This is a genomic window from Campylobacter sp. RM12647, from assembly GCF_020138135.1.
Lineage (GTDB): Bacteria > Campylobacterota > Campylobacteria > Campylobacterales > Campylobacteraceae > Campylobacter_E.
Genome location: NZ_JACGAS010000007.1, coordinates 41882 through 55930, shown reverse-complemented (window position 1 = coordinate 55930; position 14049 = coordinate 41882). Strand labels below are relative to the sequence as shown.

Below are 14049 nucleotides of genomic sequence, written 5' to 3'. Positions count from 1 at the left end.
TTTATAGATATATTTTTAAATTTATTATTTTCTTATTTATTTGAACTAGAAGTGCTTAAATTAAGCAATATTTTTATTTATTATATATGCCTTGAATCTTTATTATCAATTATTTTGTTTAGAGGTATTGTGTGAGATTAAAATTTGTAATTTTTGTAATATTGTCATTTTTTATAATGCTACTTTCTAGGGTATATTGGCTTAGTATTTATAGCAATGATTATTATGAAGAACTAGCACAAAAGAATTCAACCAAAGAAGAATTAATTCCGCCTATTAGAGGGATAATATTAGATAGAAATAATACCCCATTAGCTGTTAATCAGCTCGGATTTTCAATATCTTTAAAACCACATTTAAGTAGTAATTTATTAGATGTAACAACTAATAAAATTCTAAAATGCTTTAGTGATTTAGATATTGATAAAATTATTAAAATATATAAAAGAGAAAATAGCTATTACAATCAAGATGAAATAGAAATTATAGATTTTATAGAGTATGAGAAGATAAATCCTTGTTATTTTGAGCTGAATTTAGATGATAATATATTAATAAAACCAAGTGTTAAAAGACTATATCCATTTAATTCTTTAGCAAGTCATATAATAGGCTATGTGGCAAGGGCAAATGCTGAAGATATGGTAAATAATGATGTTGTAAAAGTTACAAAAAAAATTGGAAAAACAGGCATAGAAAAATATTATGATGATATATTACAAGGCACGCCTGGCAAAAAAGTTACAAAAGTAAATTCCATCAATCAAGAAGTAGAAGAAATTGAGTTTAAAAAACCAATTATGGAAAATGACATAAAACTCACTATTGATATAAGAATGCAGCAATACTTAGATGAATTGTTTAAAAATATTAGTGGTTCAGCAGTTGTTTTAAATATTGAAGATGGCTCAATTATTGCAGCAGGTTCTTATCCAGAGTATGATTTAAATCCTTTTGTTACTGGAATTTCACAAAACGAATGGGATATGATGATACAAGATTTAGACCATCCTTTTACAAATAAGATTATAAATGGTCGTTATCCGCCTGGCTCGGTTGTAAAAATGGGCGTAGGCTTATCGTTTTTACAAAGTGGTAAAATAGATACTAATACTACTTTTACTTGTTCTGGTTCTTTTGATTTTGGTGGTAGAAAATTTAGATGCCATAATGTATATGGGCATGGGGTTATGGATTTAAGAACTGCTATTAGGTCAAGTTGTGATGATTATTTTTATAAAGGCAGTTTAAAAGTTGGAATAGCTGATATAAGTGCAAGTTTATATAAGCTTGGATTTGGTAGAAAAACAGATATTGATTTACCACTTGAGAGTGTTGGTATATTACCAAATAAAGTATGGAAAAGTTCAAGATATAATCAGCCTTGGTATCAAGGTGAAACTTTAATTACTAGCATAGGGCAAGGTAATTTCCTAGCAACTCCAATGCAAGTAGCAGTCTATACAGCAAAATTAGCTAGTGGATATGAAATAAAGCCACATTTTGTAGATGAAATAAATAAAGAAAAAGTTGAAATTGTTAAAAAAGATATTTTTACTCAAAGCGAACAACAAGATTTAAAATATATTAGAGCAGCTATGTATGATGTAGCAAATACACCTAAAGGCACAGGATATAAACCTTTATTAGAGAGTAAAATCACATTAGCAGCCAAAACAGGCACAGCGCAAGTTGTAGGGATTTCTCAAAGTGAAAAAAAGCGTATGAAAGAAGAAAATATGGAATATTACACAAGAAGTCACGCTTGGATGAATGCTTATGGACCTTATGAAGAGCCAAAATATGCCGTGGTTGTTCTAGTTGAGCATGGAATGCACGGAGGTGCTACTTCTGGGCCAATTGTTGCAAAAATATTTAATAAATTATTAGAATTAGGCTATATTGATGAGCAATATCAAAAGGGATTTAAAAAACATAAATGATATTTCAAATTCTAAATGTATTAAAGATAAATTATTATGATTAGCCTATTTTTTTGCAAGGATTTATATGTTTAGAGCATTTTATTTATCTAAAAAATGGTTTTTATGGTCTTGGGGCGGGAGTTTGCTTATTTTACTTGCAATTTTTTCTCAAACCTTACTTAATGTACAAATCAATAATTGGTATAAAGATTTTTATAATCTCTTACAAGCAGCACCACAAAATAGCACCTACGAGCAGTTTTTAAGTGGCTTGAGTGATTTTTTATTTATAGCTTTACCTTATATTTTAATAGCTACATTAACAGCGTTTTTTTCTAGGCATTTTGCTTTTGCTTGGAGAGAAGCTATTACATTTGCTTATCTTAAGGCTTGGCGTAAGAATAATGATTATATAGAAGGCTCATCACAGCGTATTCAAGAAGATATATATAGATTTGCAAAAATCGTTGAGAGCTTGGGTGTTGATATTATAAAGGCTTTTATGACCCTGATTGCCTTTTTGCCTATTTTATATACTTTAGGGGCTAATTTAGTTTTGCCTATTTTTAATTTTCAATCAGGTTTAATTATGTGGGCTTTATTGACAAGTGTTGGTGGTCTTATTATATCTTGGTTTGTTGGAATTAAACTTCCTAATCTTGAATATAACAATCAAAAAGCCGAAGCTGCTTTTAGAAAAGAACTAGTTTATGCAGAAAATGATAGAACCAATCACGCATTACCAGAGCAAATGTTTGAGCTTTTTACAGGGCTTAAGTTTAATTACAAAAGATTGTTTTTGCACTATGGATATTTTGATGTTTGGCTATATTTATACGAACAATTTATGGTGATTTTTGCTTATTTGATAGTAGGGCAAAATTTATTCTTAGGAATAATTGCCCTAGGTGTTTTAGTTCAAATCAATAATGCTTTTAGTAGTGTTCGTTCAAGCTTTAGTGTTCTTACTAAAAACTGGACAACTATTACAGAATTAAGAAGTATTCACAAGCGTTTAAAAGAATTTGAAGAGCATATTAATTTTAAAATTAATTCTTAATTTATGTTATTTTGAATTAATTTTATTTGTATAAACTAATGGCATTTTTTAATTTTTAATAAAGGTTATTAATGAATTTTTTACAAAATCAAGCTTTAAAATATACTTGCAATTTTCTTAACAAAGAGCTTAAGTCTAAGTTTAATTTTAAAAATGAAGTTAATTTAGAAAAATCTAAAGATGGTAAAAAGGTAATGCTATATATTCATGTTCCGTTTTGCCATACTTTTTGTCCTTATTGTAGCTTTCACAAATTTGCTTATGATGAAGAATTATGTAAAGAATATTTTAAAACTTTAAGAATTGAATTACAGCAATTTAAGGATTTAGGATACGATTTTAATACACTTTATGTTGGTGGCGGAACTACTTTAATCAATGAAGCAGAACTTATAAAAACACTTAGTTTATGTAAGGATTTATTTAGTATTGAAGAGATTTCTTGTGAGAGTGACCCAAATCATATAAAGCCTGAAGCTTTAAAAGACTTTAAAGGGCTTATTGATAGGCTTAGTTGTGGGGTGCAGAGTTTTGATGATGAAATTTTAAGAAAAGTTAATCGTTTGGAAAAGTTTGGAAATCAAAAAGAATTAGTAAAAAAATTAGAATTAGCTAATGGTATTTTGCCAACTTTTAGTATTGATTTGATTTTTAATTTTCCATCACAAACAAAACAAATGTTAATAAAAGATATTGAATTAGCTAAAAATATTGCTCCATCACAAATTACTTTATATCCACTGATGAAATCTAATCTTACTAAAGAAATAATTGCAGCTAAATTAGGCATAGATAAACAAGATAATGAATATGAATTTTATAAGATAATTTGCGAATACTTTAGTGATTATGAGCAAAATAACTCTTGGAGTTTTTCTAAGGATAGAACTAGTTTTAATGATGAATATGTAAGCACACATCACGAATACATTGGTGCTGGTAGTGGGGCTTTTTCTTTTACAAATAATAAGCTTTTAGTAAATGCTTTTAAATTAGATGATTATAAAGCTAAGGTTTTAGCTGGTAAAAATCAAAAATTAGCTCACATAGATTTTAGTCCTGAAGATAGAATTAATTATATTTTTCTAACAGAGTTTTTTAAGGATAATTTGAATATTAATAATTTTAATTCTAATTATAATTGTGATTTAGAAAAACACTTAGGGCTAAAACTAAAAGCAATGCAGACTATTGGAGCAATTAACATAAATAATGGTATTATTAATAATACTTTTTTTGGTAAATATCTAGCACTTACCTTGATGAAAGAATTTTATATAAATATGGATTTAGTAAGGGCTTATTTTAGAAAGGATTTATAATGAAAAAATATTTATTTTTACTAATAAGCTCAATGCTTTTTGCTAGAGAAAATCCATTTGTGCCTATTGTAAAAATCAATAATCCAAGTCCTATTGAAGAGATAAAGGAATTTAAAAAAACAGCTTTTAGTGTTCCAAGCGATGCTAGAATTTTAAATAAAATGAAACTTATTTATACAAATGTAGATGGGACATTGAAAGAATTTGAATTAGATATTAATGAGGCTCTTGATTGGCATAAGGTTTATATGCTACTTGACGCCCAAGAGCTTACAAACCAAGATAAAGAAGAAGCAAAAACTGAATTAAAAGAAGTTGATAAAATAAAACTTGCATTAAAAAATCAAGAAAATGCTAACGATGACAATTCTAATGTGGAGCAAAATACTACTAAAATTACTGAAGTTAAGAAAGAAGAAAACAAAGAAAATCAAATTAGTAAAACCACAGAATATACACCTTTATCATTAGACATATCAAATAATTTTAAAATAGTTATAGACAAAAAAAATATTTCAATTAAAACAAATAGCGAATTAATTAGGGAATTTAGTTTAAAAAAACCAAATAGAATTGTTATGGATTTTAAAATTAATCCAAGTTTAAAAAATAAATCATTTGAAATAAAAGCTAATTATTTTGATGAAATTTATACTGGAGTTCATAGAAATTTTTATCGTCTTGTAATAAAACTTGATGGTATATATAATTATAATATTGAAAAAAAATCTAAAGAATATTTAATTAAATTACAATAAAAAGGGGTGTTATGAAAAAAATAATTTTTTTAGGTGCTGGATATGCAAATTTATCTTTAATTAAAAGTCTAAGCAAGGAAGATTTAACAAAGGCTGAATTTTTACTAATTAATAATAATTCATATCATTATAAAACTACAGAATTGCATAAAATTGCAGCAAATGAGAGTGAAAAAAATATTAAAATTCCTTTAAAAGATATAATTCCTAGTGAAATTGTAATTATTCAAGATAGTGCTATTAAAATTGAAGGAAATAAATTATATTGCAAAAATACTGATTATGATTTTGATGAGATTTATGTAGGTTTAGGTGCTAATAAAAATACTTTTGGTATAGAAGGGCTTGATGAAGCTTATGAAATCGGAACTTATGAAGACGCTTTAAAAACCAAAGAAATTATTTATTCTAATTTAGAAAAATCTGAAAGTATTTATAAAAATATTGTAATTTGTGGAGCTGGATTTAGTGGTGTTGAATTATGTGCTTCTATAGCTCAAGTTTGCAAAAGCAAAGGAATTGATGCAAAAATTAGCATAGTTGAAGCTATGGATGAGATTTTGCCTATGTATAACAAAGATTTAGCAAAAATAGCAAGAAATTATCTTGAAAAATTAGGTGTAAAAGTTTTAACATCTCATAAAATTATTAAAAAAGTTGGGGATAGATTGTATTTAAACAATGAAGATACTTATATAGATTCAAAAAATATAATTTTTACAGCTGGTGTTAAGGGAAGTGAAGTTATTAAAAATAGTGTATTTGAAAACAAAAATAATAGAATATTAGTTAATGGGTTTTTACAAGCGCCAAATTATTCAAATTGTTATATTTTAGGAGATTGTTCTTTAATTATGAATAATGATAGACCATTTGCTCCAACAGCTCAAATAGCTTGCAAGCAAGGTAATTATTTAGCAAGAAGTTTAAGTGCTAGGTTAAATAATGAAGAATTTAAAGAAACATTTATTTATAAAGACCAAGGAAGTGTTTGCTCTCTTAGTGAAAAATATGCCGTTGCAAGTATTCAAGGCAAAGATTTTAGTGGATTTTTAGCAAAAGTTCTTAAAAAAATCACAGAATTAAAATGGCAATATAAATTATTTGGATTTAAAGGTCTATAAATTTTTAATTCAAATTCTTTTTAGAATTTGAATTAAATTTTACAAAAATATTACGAATTTACACACTTTAAAATAAATTACAAAATTACACACAAATCTTACTCTTTATTAAACTTTAAAATCTAATGTTTGCTTAAAAATAAGGAGAAAGAATGGGAGTTTTAGAAAACTTTAAACAAATTGCAGCAATTCCGCATTGTAGTTTTGATGCAGTTAAATTAAAAGATTTTTTAATTAATTATGCAAAATCAAAAGGTTTTGAGGTATTAGTTGATAAGGCTGAAAATATTTTATGCAAAAAGGGAAATCCTAATATATGCTTGCAAAGTCATTATGATATGGTTTGTGTTGGAGATGCACCTAATATAAATATAATAGAAAGTGATGGATTTATTAAGGCAAATAATTCAACCTTAGGTGCTGATAATGGTATAGGAATTGCCATTATGATGGAAGCTATGAATGAGTTTAGCGACCTTGAATGTTTATTTACCGCTAATGAAGAAGTAGGGCTTATAGGTGCAAATAATTTAGAACTAAAAATTAGTTCAAAACACTTATTAAATCTTGATAGCGAGTGTGTAGATAGAGTAATAATTGGTTGTGCGGCGAGTTTAATGATGAATGTAAATATTAAGCTAAATTATAAAAACCCTAGTAAAAAATATTTATATGAAGCTCATACTAAAGGCTATAAAGGCGGTCATAGTGGGATTGATATTATTAAAAACATTCCTAGTGCTATTAGTGATTTAGCTTTATTTTTATATAAAAACGATGCTGAATTAGTAAGCTTTAGTGGTGGAGAAAGAACTAATAGTATAAGTGTAAATGCTAAGGCTATTTTTTATAGCGACACTGAACTTAAATCTAGCGAAAATATTGAAATAACCAAGCTTGAGAGTAAAGGTGAAAAAGTAATTCAAGAAGATATTTTAAGTCTAATTGCTAGTTATAAACACGGAGTTTGGTCTTATTCAAGGGATTTAAATATAGTAAAAACTAGCGTAAATCTAGCAATTATTAGTCAAAATAATGATGAATTAAAGCTTAAATTATTTGCAAGAAGCGATAATTCAGCAGATTTAGATGAAGTCTTTTATAAAACCAAAGCACATTTTAATAATTACGAAGCAAAACTACTTGCTAAAGATGAGCCTTGGGAGCCTGTGCCAAATGATTTTACTTATGCAGTGCTTAATTCTTTACAAAAATATAATCCAAAAGCTAGTATGAGTAGTATTCACGCAGGGCTTGAGTGCGGAGTGCTAAAAACTAAGCAAAATGAATTATTATGTGCTTCAATAGGTCCAAATATCCTAAGCCCACATAGTATTTATGAAAGATGTGAGATTAGCACAATAGATATTATTAAAAACACAACATTTGATTTAATTAAAAACTACAAATAAAAGGAGATAAAATGAGTTTTCGTATAGAACACGATACAATGGGTGAAGTTAAAGTTCCTGCAGATAAATTGTGGGCAGCACAAACACAAAGAAGTTTAGAGAATTTCAAAATCGGCACAGAAAAAATGCCTGTAGAACTAATCCACGCTTTTGCACATCTTAAAAAGTCTTTAGCTTTAGTAAATAATGATTTAGGCAAATTAGACAATGTAAAAAAAGATGCAATCGTTAAAGCTTGTGATGAGATTTTAGCTAATAAACATAATGATGAATTCCCACTTGCTATATGGCAAACAGGTTCAGGCACACAAACAAATATGAACCTAAATGAAGTTATAGCAAATCTTGCTACTAAACTTAGTGGAATGGATTTTACTAAAGAAAAAATAGTCCATCCAAACGACCATGTAAATATGAGCCAAAGCTCAAATGACACATTCCCAACTGCAATGCATATAGTTGCAGTTTTAGAAACTGAAAGGACTTTAATTCCTGCATTAGAAATTCTAGAAAAAACACTAGATAAAAAAGCAAAAGAATTTGAAAATATAATTAAAATCGGAAGAACTCACTTGCAAGATGCAACCCCACTTACTTTAGGTCAAGAATTTAGTGGATATGTATATATGTTACAAAGCTCAAAAAGACATATTTTAAAAGCGCTTGAAGATGTAAGAGAGCTAACAATTGGCGGAACAGCTGTTGGAACTGGAATTAATGCTCATCCAGAACTTAGTGAAAAAGTATCAGCAAAATTAAGCGAACTTTTAGGCACTAAATTTATAAGTAGCCCAAACAAATTCCACGGACTTACAAGCCACGATGCTTTAGTATTTTTACACGGAGCATTTAAAGCTCTTGCAGCAAATTTAATGAAAATAGCAAACGATATTAGATGGCTTGCAAGTGGTCCTAGATGTGGTTTAGGAGAGCTTAGTATTCCTGAAAATGAGCCAGGTAGCTCAATTATGCCAGGTAAAGTAAATCCTACTCAAAGTGAAGCTTTAACAATGCTTAGCGTTCAAGTAATGGGAAATGATGCGGCAATTGGTTTTGCAGCTTCTCAAGGTAATTTTGAGCTAAATGTATTTAAGCCTGTGATTATTTATAATTTCTTACAAAGTTTAAGATTATTAGCTGATGGTATGATTAGTTTTAATGATAATTGTGCTATAGGAATTACTCCAAATATTGATAAAATTACTTATAATTTAAATAATTCTTTAATGCTAGTAACTGCACTAAATCCACATATTGGCTATGAAAATGCAGCAAAAGTTGCAAAAAATGCTCACAAAAAAGGAATTAGCCTAAAAGAATCTTGCTTAGAATTAGGCTTAGTTAGTGAAGAAGATTTTGATAAATTTGTAGTTCCTGCAAATATGATTAAGCCAAAATGAGAGAATTACTTTTAGCAATAGAAAGTAGCTGCGATGATTCAAGCATCGCAGTTATTGATGTAAATACTTATGAATGTTTATTTTATGAAAAAATATCTCAAGATGAGCATAATGAATTTGGTGGAGTTGTACCTGAACTTGCATCAAGGCTACATACTGAAGCTTTACCTAAAATATTAGCTAAAACCAAGCCTTTTTTAAACGAATTAAAGGCAATTGCAGTTACTAATGAGCCAGGATTATCAGTATCTCTTCAAAGTGGAGTTGCAATGGCTAAGGCTTTAAGTGTGGCTTTAAATATACCATTAATTGCGATAAATCATTTAAAAGGTCATATTTGTTCTTTATTTTTAGATAAAGAAATAATGAATGATTTTTTAGTTTTGCTTGTAAGTGGCGGTCATACCATGATACTTGAGATTACTAAAGAATATGATATAAATTTAATAGCAACTACAAGTGATGATAGTTTTGGAGAGAGTTTTGATAAAGTTGCAAAAATGCTAGGACTTGGTTATCCTGGTGGGGTATTTATTGAAGAATTAGCAAAAAATGAACGCAATAATACTTATGAGTTTTCTTTACCAATCCCAAGTAAAAGTAGGCTTGAGTATTCATTTTCGGGTATTAAAAATCAAGTGAGATTAGCTATTAATGATTGTATAGCAAATAATACTTTAGATACTCAAAAAGCAAATATAGCAGCAGCATTTCAAAGAATTGCTTGTAAACATATAATTAATAAATTAAACATAGTTTTACATAATAAAAATTATAAAGCATTAGGCGTAGTTGGTGGTGCAAGTGCTAATTTATTGCTTAGGTCTAAATTAGATGAAATTTGTAAAAAAAATAATATGCAATTATTGTTAGCTCCGCTTAAATATTGTTCTGATAATGCTTTAATGATAGCAAGAGCAGGGGTTATTGCATACAAAAATAAAGATTTTGTAAATATAAGTGATGATATAATAAACCCAAAATCAAAAAATTTTAAAAGGCTTTAATTTAATGAAAAAAATATTTTTATGTTTAGGATTATTAGGTAGTTTATTAGCTAAGGATTATGGTAATTATATAAGTATTGATGAAAATGGTAAAAAAACTGCTAGATGGCATATTTATGAAGAAAATAATGAATTATTTGGCAAAGTTGTTAAATTGTTTGAATATGGCGATGATGAACTTTGTAAATCTTGTGAAAAAACTTATGATTATTTTACTTATGCAGAAGATGCTAGAAAGATGAAAATAGTAGGTGCGCCATTGCTTTATAAATTAAAAAAAGATGGTGAAAATTCTTATAAAAGTGGTTATATAATTGATCCAGAAAGTGGTAAATTATATAGAGCAAATGCAACTTTTAAAGATGATAAATTAATTTTAAGAGGATATGTTGGATTTTCTTTAATAGGAAGAAGTCAGACTTGGATTAAGGAAAAATAATGCAAGAGTTATTAACTCTTGCTAAAAGAGCAGCAAGAATTGCTGGAGATGAAATAATTGATATAAAACACCCTTTAATTAATACAAAACCAGATGGAACTTTAGTTAGTTCAGCTGATTTAAAAGCTAATGAAATCATATTTGATATTTTAGGAAAAAGTAAAATTAATATATGTTCTGAAGAACAGATTTTAGATTATGAAAAAAGAAAAAAATCTTTATTTTGGCTAATTGACCCACTTGATGGCACTAATAACTATTTAAAAAATAGAAAAAATTTTTGCGTTTGTATTAGCTTGATTGAAGATACAAGACCAATTTTAGGTGTAATTTATGATGTTTGCAATAAGAATTTGTATTATTCAGCTAAAAATATGCCAGTTTATAAAAATCAAGAAATCCTAAATAAAGTTAAAAAAGAATCAAATAAAGCTTTAGTATCTTTAAGAAAAGAACAAGATATAAATAATAGTAAAATTCCATTTAGCTACGGATACTCGGCATTAAATATAGGCTCTGCATTAAAGTTTTGTGCTTTATTAGAAGGTGATGCTGATGTATATTTAAGATACGAAAGGCTCAATTCTTGGGATTTAGCTGCTGGGGATTTTTTAATAAATCAAAGTGGTGGATTAATGTTAGGGCTTGATAAACAAAAATTGAATTATAATACGCCCAATTTTTCTTGCAAACCTTTTATAGCGTTTTCAAGTGTATTTAATAAGGATTAATATGAATATTTTTAACACACATAGAATAGTTTTTGAAGGTTCTTCGGTTAGCAAATATTTAAGTGATAATTTAACTTGCATTCAATTTAGTTTAAATGGTGTAATTGATGCGGGATTTTTACCAAAACCAACTGATGATAATTTTATAAAGCATGTTTTTATTTCTCACACTCATTTAGACCATATTTGTGCTATTGCTTTATATGTTGATAATTATTTTTTAAAACTTCAAGATAGTATTTGTATATATGCTAGTAAAGAAAGTATAGATAATCTTAAAGAGCATTTTTTTAACAATAAAATTTGGCCTGATTTTGCAAAGATAAAATTGCCAAATGGAAGTCCTGCTATAGTTTATAAAGAAATTAATGTAGGAGATAAATTATTAATAGATGATATAACAATAGAGCCAGTTAAGAGCTATCACACTGAAGGTAGTTTTGGCTTTATTTTAAGCTATGATAAAGATAGTATATATTTTACTTCAGATACTTATTATCACGATGATATAGTGGAATTAATCAATAAGAGAACTGATATAAGACAAGTAATTGCTGATGTTAGTTTTGATTCAAGTTTAGAAAAATTAGCACAAGATTCAAAACACTTAACTCCAAAATTATTAAAAAAAATACAAGAGCAAGTAAGAGATGATGTGATTTTCCATGTATATCACATTAAATATTGCTTTAAAGATAAAATAGAAGAAGAATTAAGAGAATTTAATATCTTAAAAGATTATGGAATGATTATTAAAAATGGTTCATTTATGCAATTTAATACAAATTATCAAAGTGATATGATAAATGTATTGAAAAGACATAATTTAGACCAAGAACAAAAACTAGAAACCATACTTGAATGCTTTTCTCAAATTTCTAAAAACTCTGATTCTAAAGCCAACCTAAATACCTTAGGCGAAATGGTTAAACAAAACATTCAAGCTGATAGATGTAGTGTATGGTTTATTGATAATGAAAGAAAAGAATATTATACCTTACACGCTGATGGAGTAGGTGAGATTAGAGTTCCTTTTGGTAAAGGAATAGTAGGTCGTGCAATTGAGACAAAAGAAGCTATTTTAGAAAATAATCCAAAAAGCAATCCGTATTTTGATAGCTCAAATGATGAGAGAACAAAATATAGCACTAAATCAATTTTAGCTATGCCTATTTTAAATAGTGAGCATGAAGTTATTGGGGTATTCCAAGCTTTAAATAAACTTACAGATATTAATAATAATTTTGATAAAGATGATTTAGATTATCTAAGAATTGCAGCTGATTATTCAGGTAAGATTTATGAAGGAATGAAATTCCAAGAAGATATTTTAAATGCTCAAAAAGATTTAATTTATTCAATAGCTGAAATGGTTGAGAGCAAAAGTGAAGAAACTGGAAATCATGTAAAAAGAGTAGGTAAAATAAGCGAAGCCATAGCAAGACAAATGGGATTAAGTGAAGAAGAAGTAACGCTAATTAGTTATGGTGCTCCAACTCACGATATTGGTAAAATTGGAATTCCTGATGCTATTTTAAATAAACCTGGAAGACTTGATGAAAAAGAATTTAAAACTATGCAAAAACACGCACAAATAGGATATGAAATGTTGCATAGATTTAAAGGCAAAATTATGGAAGCAGCAGCAATCATCGCTCACGAGCATCACGAAAAATATGCAGGTGGCGGTTATCCAATGGGTAAAAAAGGTGATGATATTCATATTTATGCAAGAATTGTTTCTTTAGCTGATGTTTTTGACGCACTTGCAAGTGATAGATGTTATAAAAAAGCTTGGCCACTTGATGAAGTTTGCAAATATATTAGTGATAATTCAGGTTTTCAATTTGACCCTAAAGTGGTTGAAGCATTTTTTGCTTGTAAAGAAGAAATATTTGCAATAAAAGAAAAATATGTTGATAAATATATTGATGATAATTTAATGTGATTGTAATTTGTTGATTTTTTAGATTAATCCAAATTAATTTTTCATTGATTTGGATTAATTATTTGCTTTAATTTAAACTATTAATACTTTTTTAAATAAAATTATTTATAATCGCTCCTTTTTTTAAAATTAGGAGTAATTTAATGTTTTTTAAAAATAATAAAGAAATACAAGACAAGATTATTAACGAGTTAAAAGATAAAGAAGCTATTTTAAAAGCTATTTATAAAGAAATGGCGATTATAGAATTTGATACTAAAGGAAATATTGTTGATGCAAATGAGCATTTTTTAAAAGCTACAAAATATACACTAGCAGAGATAAAAGGTAAGCATCATAGAATATTTTGTGATAAACATTATGTTAATTCAAGTGATTATTCAATCTTTTGGCAAGAATTATCAAGAAATATTCCACAAAGTGGTCAGTTTAAAAGATTTGCAAAAGATGGTCAAGTAGTTTATTTAGAAGCAAATTATTTACCAATAGTAGATGAGCAAAATCAAGTTTATAAAGTAATTAAGTTTGCTGCTGATATTACAGAGCATGAAAATGAATTGTTGGACTTAAAAAACACAATTAATGCAGCAAGTAAGTCTATGGCTTTAATTGAATTCACTCCAAACGGGGAAATACTTGATGCAAATGATAATTTTTTAAATACATTAAATTACAGAAAAAGCGAAATTATAGGCAAACATCATTCTATGTTTTGTGATAGTGAATATGTAAAAAGTAGTGATTATAGAAAATTTTGGGAAGATTTAAGAAGCGGACATTTTCAATCAGGTCAATTTATAAGATATACAAAAGATAATAATCCTGTATATTTAGAAGCAAGTTACAATCCTGTTTATAATGCCGAAGGTAAGGTTTATAAGGTAATTAAATTTGCAAGCGATGTTAGTGAGCAAGTAATAAGA

Annotated in this window: 11 protein-coding genes and 1 pseudogene; all 12 read left to right on the top strand. The window is 27.6% G+C overall.

Going from position 1 to position 14049, the window contains the following annotated elements; all coding sequences use genetic code 11:
* The first annotated feature begins 131 nt into the window (after nucleotides 1–131).
* The gene (mrdA, locus tag AVBRAN12647_RS04185) at nucleotides 132–1943 is read left to right on the top strand and encodes a penicillin-binding protein 2 (RefSeq protein WP_214117996.1); all 1812 of its coding nucleotides are present in this window, start codon (nucleotides 132–134) and stop codon (nucleotides 1941–1943) included.
* A gap of 67 nt (nucleotides 1944–2010) precedes the next feature.
* On the top strand, nucleotides 2011–2985 hold the full coding sequence (locus AVBRAN12647_RS04180; RefSeq protein WP_214117998.1) for a putative transporter: 975 nt from the start codon (nucleotides 2011–2013) through the stop codon (nucleotides 2983–2985).
* 71 nt (nucleotides 2986–3056) lie between these two features.
* Complete coding sequence (locus AVBRAN12647_RS04175; RefSeq protein ID WP_239802643.1) at nucleotides 3057–4307, top strand: coproporphyrinogen III oxidase family protein; 1251 nt, start codon at nucleotides 3057–3059, stop codon at nucleotides 4305–4307.
* Nucleotides 4307–5065, top strand: coding sequence for an AMIN domain-containing protein (locus AVBRAN12647_RS04170; RefSeq protein WP_336608762.1), 759 nt, complete (start codon nucleotides 4307–4309; stop codon nucleotides 5063–5065). Before AVBRAN12647_RS04175 ends, AVBRAN12647_RS04170 begins: the two co-directional genes overlap by 1 nt.
* An 11-nt stretch (nucleotides 5066–5076) precedes the next feature.
* Nucleotides 5077–6189, top strand: coding sequence for an NAD(P)/FAD-dependent oxidoreductase (locus tag AVBRAN12647_RS04165; RefSeq protein WP_336614746.1), 1113 nt, complete (start codon nucleotides 5077–5079; stop codon nucleotides 6187–6189).
* Nucleotides 6190–6341: 152 nt separating this feature from the next.
* Nucleotides 6342–7601 carry an aminoacyl-histidine dipeptidase gene (locus AVBRAN12647_RS04160; protein ID WP_336614745.1) on the top strand — a complete coding sequence of 420 codons (1260 nt, stop codon included), beginning with the start codon at nucleotides 6342–6344 and terminating at the stop codon, nucleotides 7599–7601.
* Nucleotides 7602–7612: 11 nt separating this feature from the next.
* Nucleotides 7613–9001: a class II fumarate hydratase gene (fumC, locus tag AVBRAN12647_RS04155; RefSeq protein WP_267524896.1), complete on the top strand. Its 1389-nt coding sequence runs from the start codon at nucleotides 7613–7615 to the stop codon at nucleotides 8999–9001.
* The gene (gene tsaD, locus AVBRAN12647_RS04150) at nucleotides 8998–10008 is read left to right on the top strand and encodes a tRNA (adenosine(37)-N6)-threonylcarbamoyltransferase complex transferase subunit TsaD (RefSeq protein ID WP_336614744.1); all 1011 of its coding nucleotides are present in this window, start codon (nucleotides 8998–9000) and stop codon (nucleotides 10006–10008) included. Before fumC ends, tsaD begins: the two co-directional genes overlap by 4 nt.
* A 4-nt stretch (nucleotides 10009–10012) precedes the next feature.
* On the top strand, nucleotides 10013–10447 hold the full coding sequence (locus tag AVBRAN12647_RS04145; RefSeq protein WP_214118015.1) for a DUF2147 domain-containing protein: 435 nt from the start codon (nucleotides 10013–10015) through the stop codon (nucleotides 10445–10447).
* Complete coding sequence (locus AVBRAN12647_RS04140) at nucleotides 10447–11178, top strand: 3'(2'),5'-bisphosphate nucleotidase CysQ (protein ID WP_239802638.1); 732 nt, start codon at nucleotides 10447–10449, stop codon at nucleotides 11176–11178. The genes AVBRAN12647_RS04145 and AVBRAN12647_RS04140 overlap by 1 nt, the downstream gene beginning before the upstream one ends.
* 1 nt (nucleotide 11179) lies before the next feature.
* Nucleotides 11180–13126, top strand: coding sequence for an HD domain-containing phosphohydrolase (locus AVBRAN12647_RS04135; protein ID WP_214118019.1), 1947 nt, complete (start codon nucleotides 11180–11182; stop codon nucleotides 13124–13126).
* A 143-nt stretch (nucleotides 13127–13269) separates the two neighbouring features.
* Nucleotides 13270–14028: pseudogene (locus AVBRAN12647_RS09725) on the top strand (PAS domain-containing protein); the annotation flags it as partial.
* Nucleotides 14029–14049: the final 21 nt, after the last annotated feature.

What these genes read in the sequence shown, in the direction of transcription:
- AVBRAN12647_RS04180 (WP_214117998.1), top strand. Translation starts at nt 2,011, where the DNA reads ATGTTTAGAGCATTTTATTTATCTAAAAAATGGTTTTTATGGTCTTGG.
- AVBRAN12647_RS04175 (WP_239802643.1), top strand. Translation starts at nt 3,057, where the DNA reads ATGAATTTTTTACAAAATCAAGCTTTAAAATATACTTGCAATTTTCTT.
- AVBRAN12647_RS04170 (WP_336608762.1), top strand. Translation starts at nt 4,307, where the DNA reads ATGAAAAAATATTTATTTTTACTAATAAGCTCAATGCTTTTTGCTAGA.
- AVBRAN12647_RS04165 (WP_336614746.1), top strand. Translation starts at nt 5,077, where the DNA reads ATGAAAAAAATAATTTTTTTAGGTGCTGGATATGCAAATTTATCTTTA.
- AVBRAN12647_RS04160 (WP_336614745.1), top strand. Translation starts at nt 6,342, where the DNA reads ATGGGAGTTTTAGAAAACTTTAAACAAATTGCAGCAATTCCGCATTGT.
- fumC (WP_267524896.1), top strand. Translation starts at nt 7,613, where the DNA reads ATGAGTTTTCGTATAGAACACGATACAATGGGTGAAGTTAAAGTTCCT.
- tsaD (WP_336614744.1), top strand. Translation starts at nt 8,998, where the DNA reads ATGAGAGAATTACTTTTAGCAATAGAAAGTAGCTGCGATGATTCAAGC.
- AVBRAN12647_RS04145 (WP_214118015.1), top strand. Translation starts at nt 10,013, where the DNA reads ATGAAAAAAATATTTTTATGTTTAGGATTATTAGGTAGTTTATTAGCT.
- AVBRAN12647_RS04140 (WP_239802638.1), top strand. Translation starts at nt 10,447, where the DNA reads ATGCAAGAGTTATTAACTCTTGCTAAAAGAGCAGCAAGAATTGCTGGA.
- AVBRAN12647_RS04135 (WP_214118019.1), top strand. Translation starts at nt 11,180, where the DNA reads ATGAATATTTTTAACACACATAGAATAGTTTTTGAAGGTTCTTCGGTT.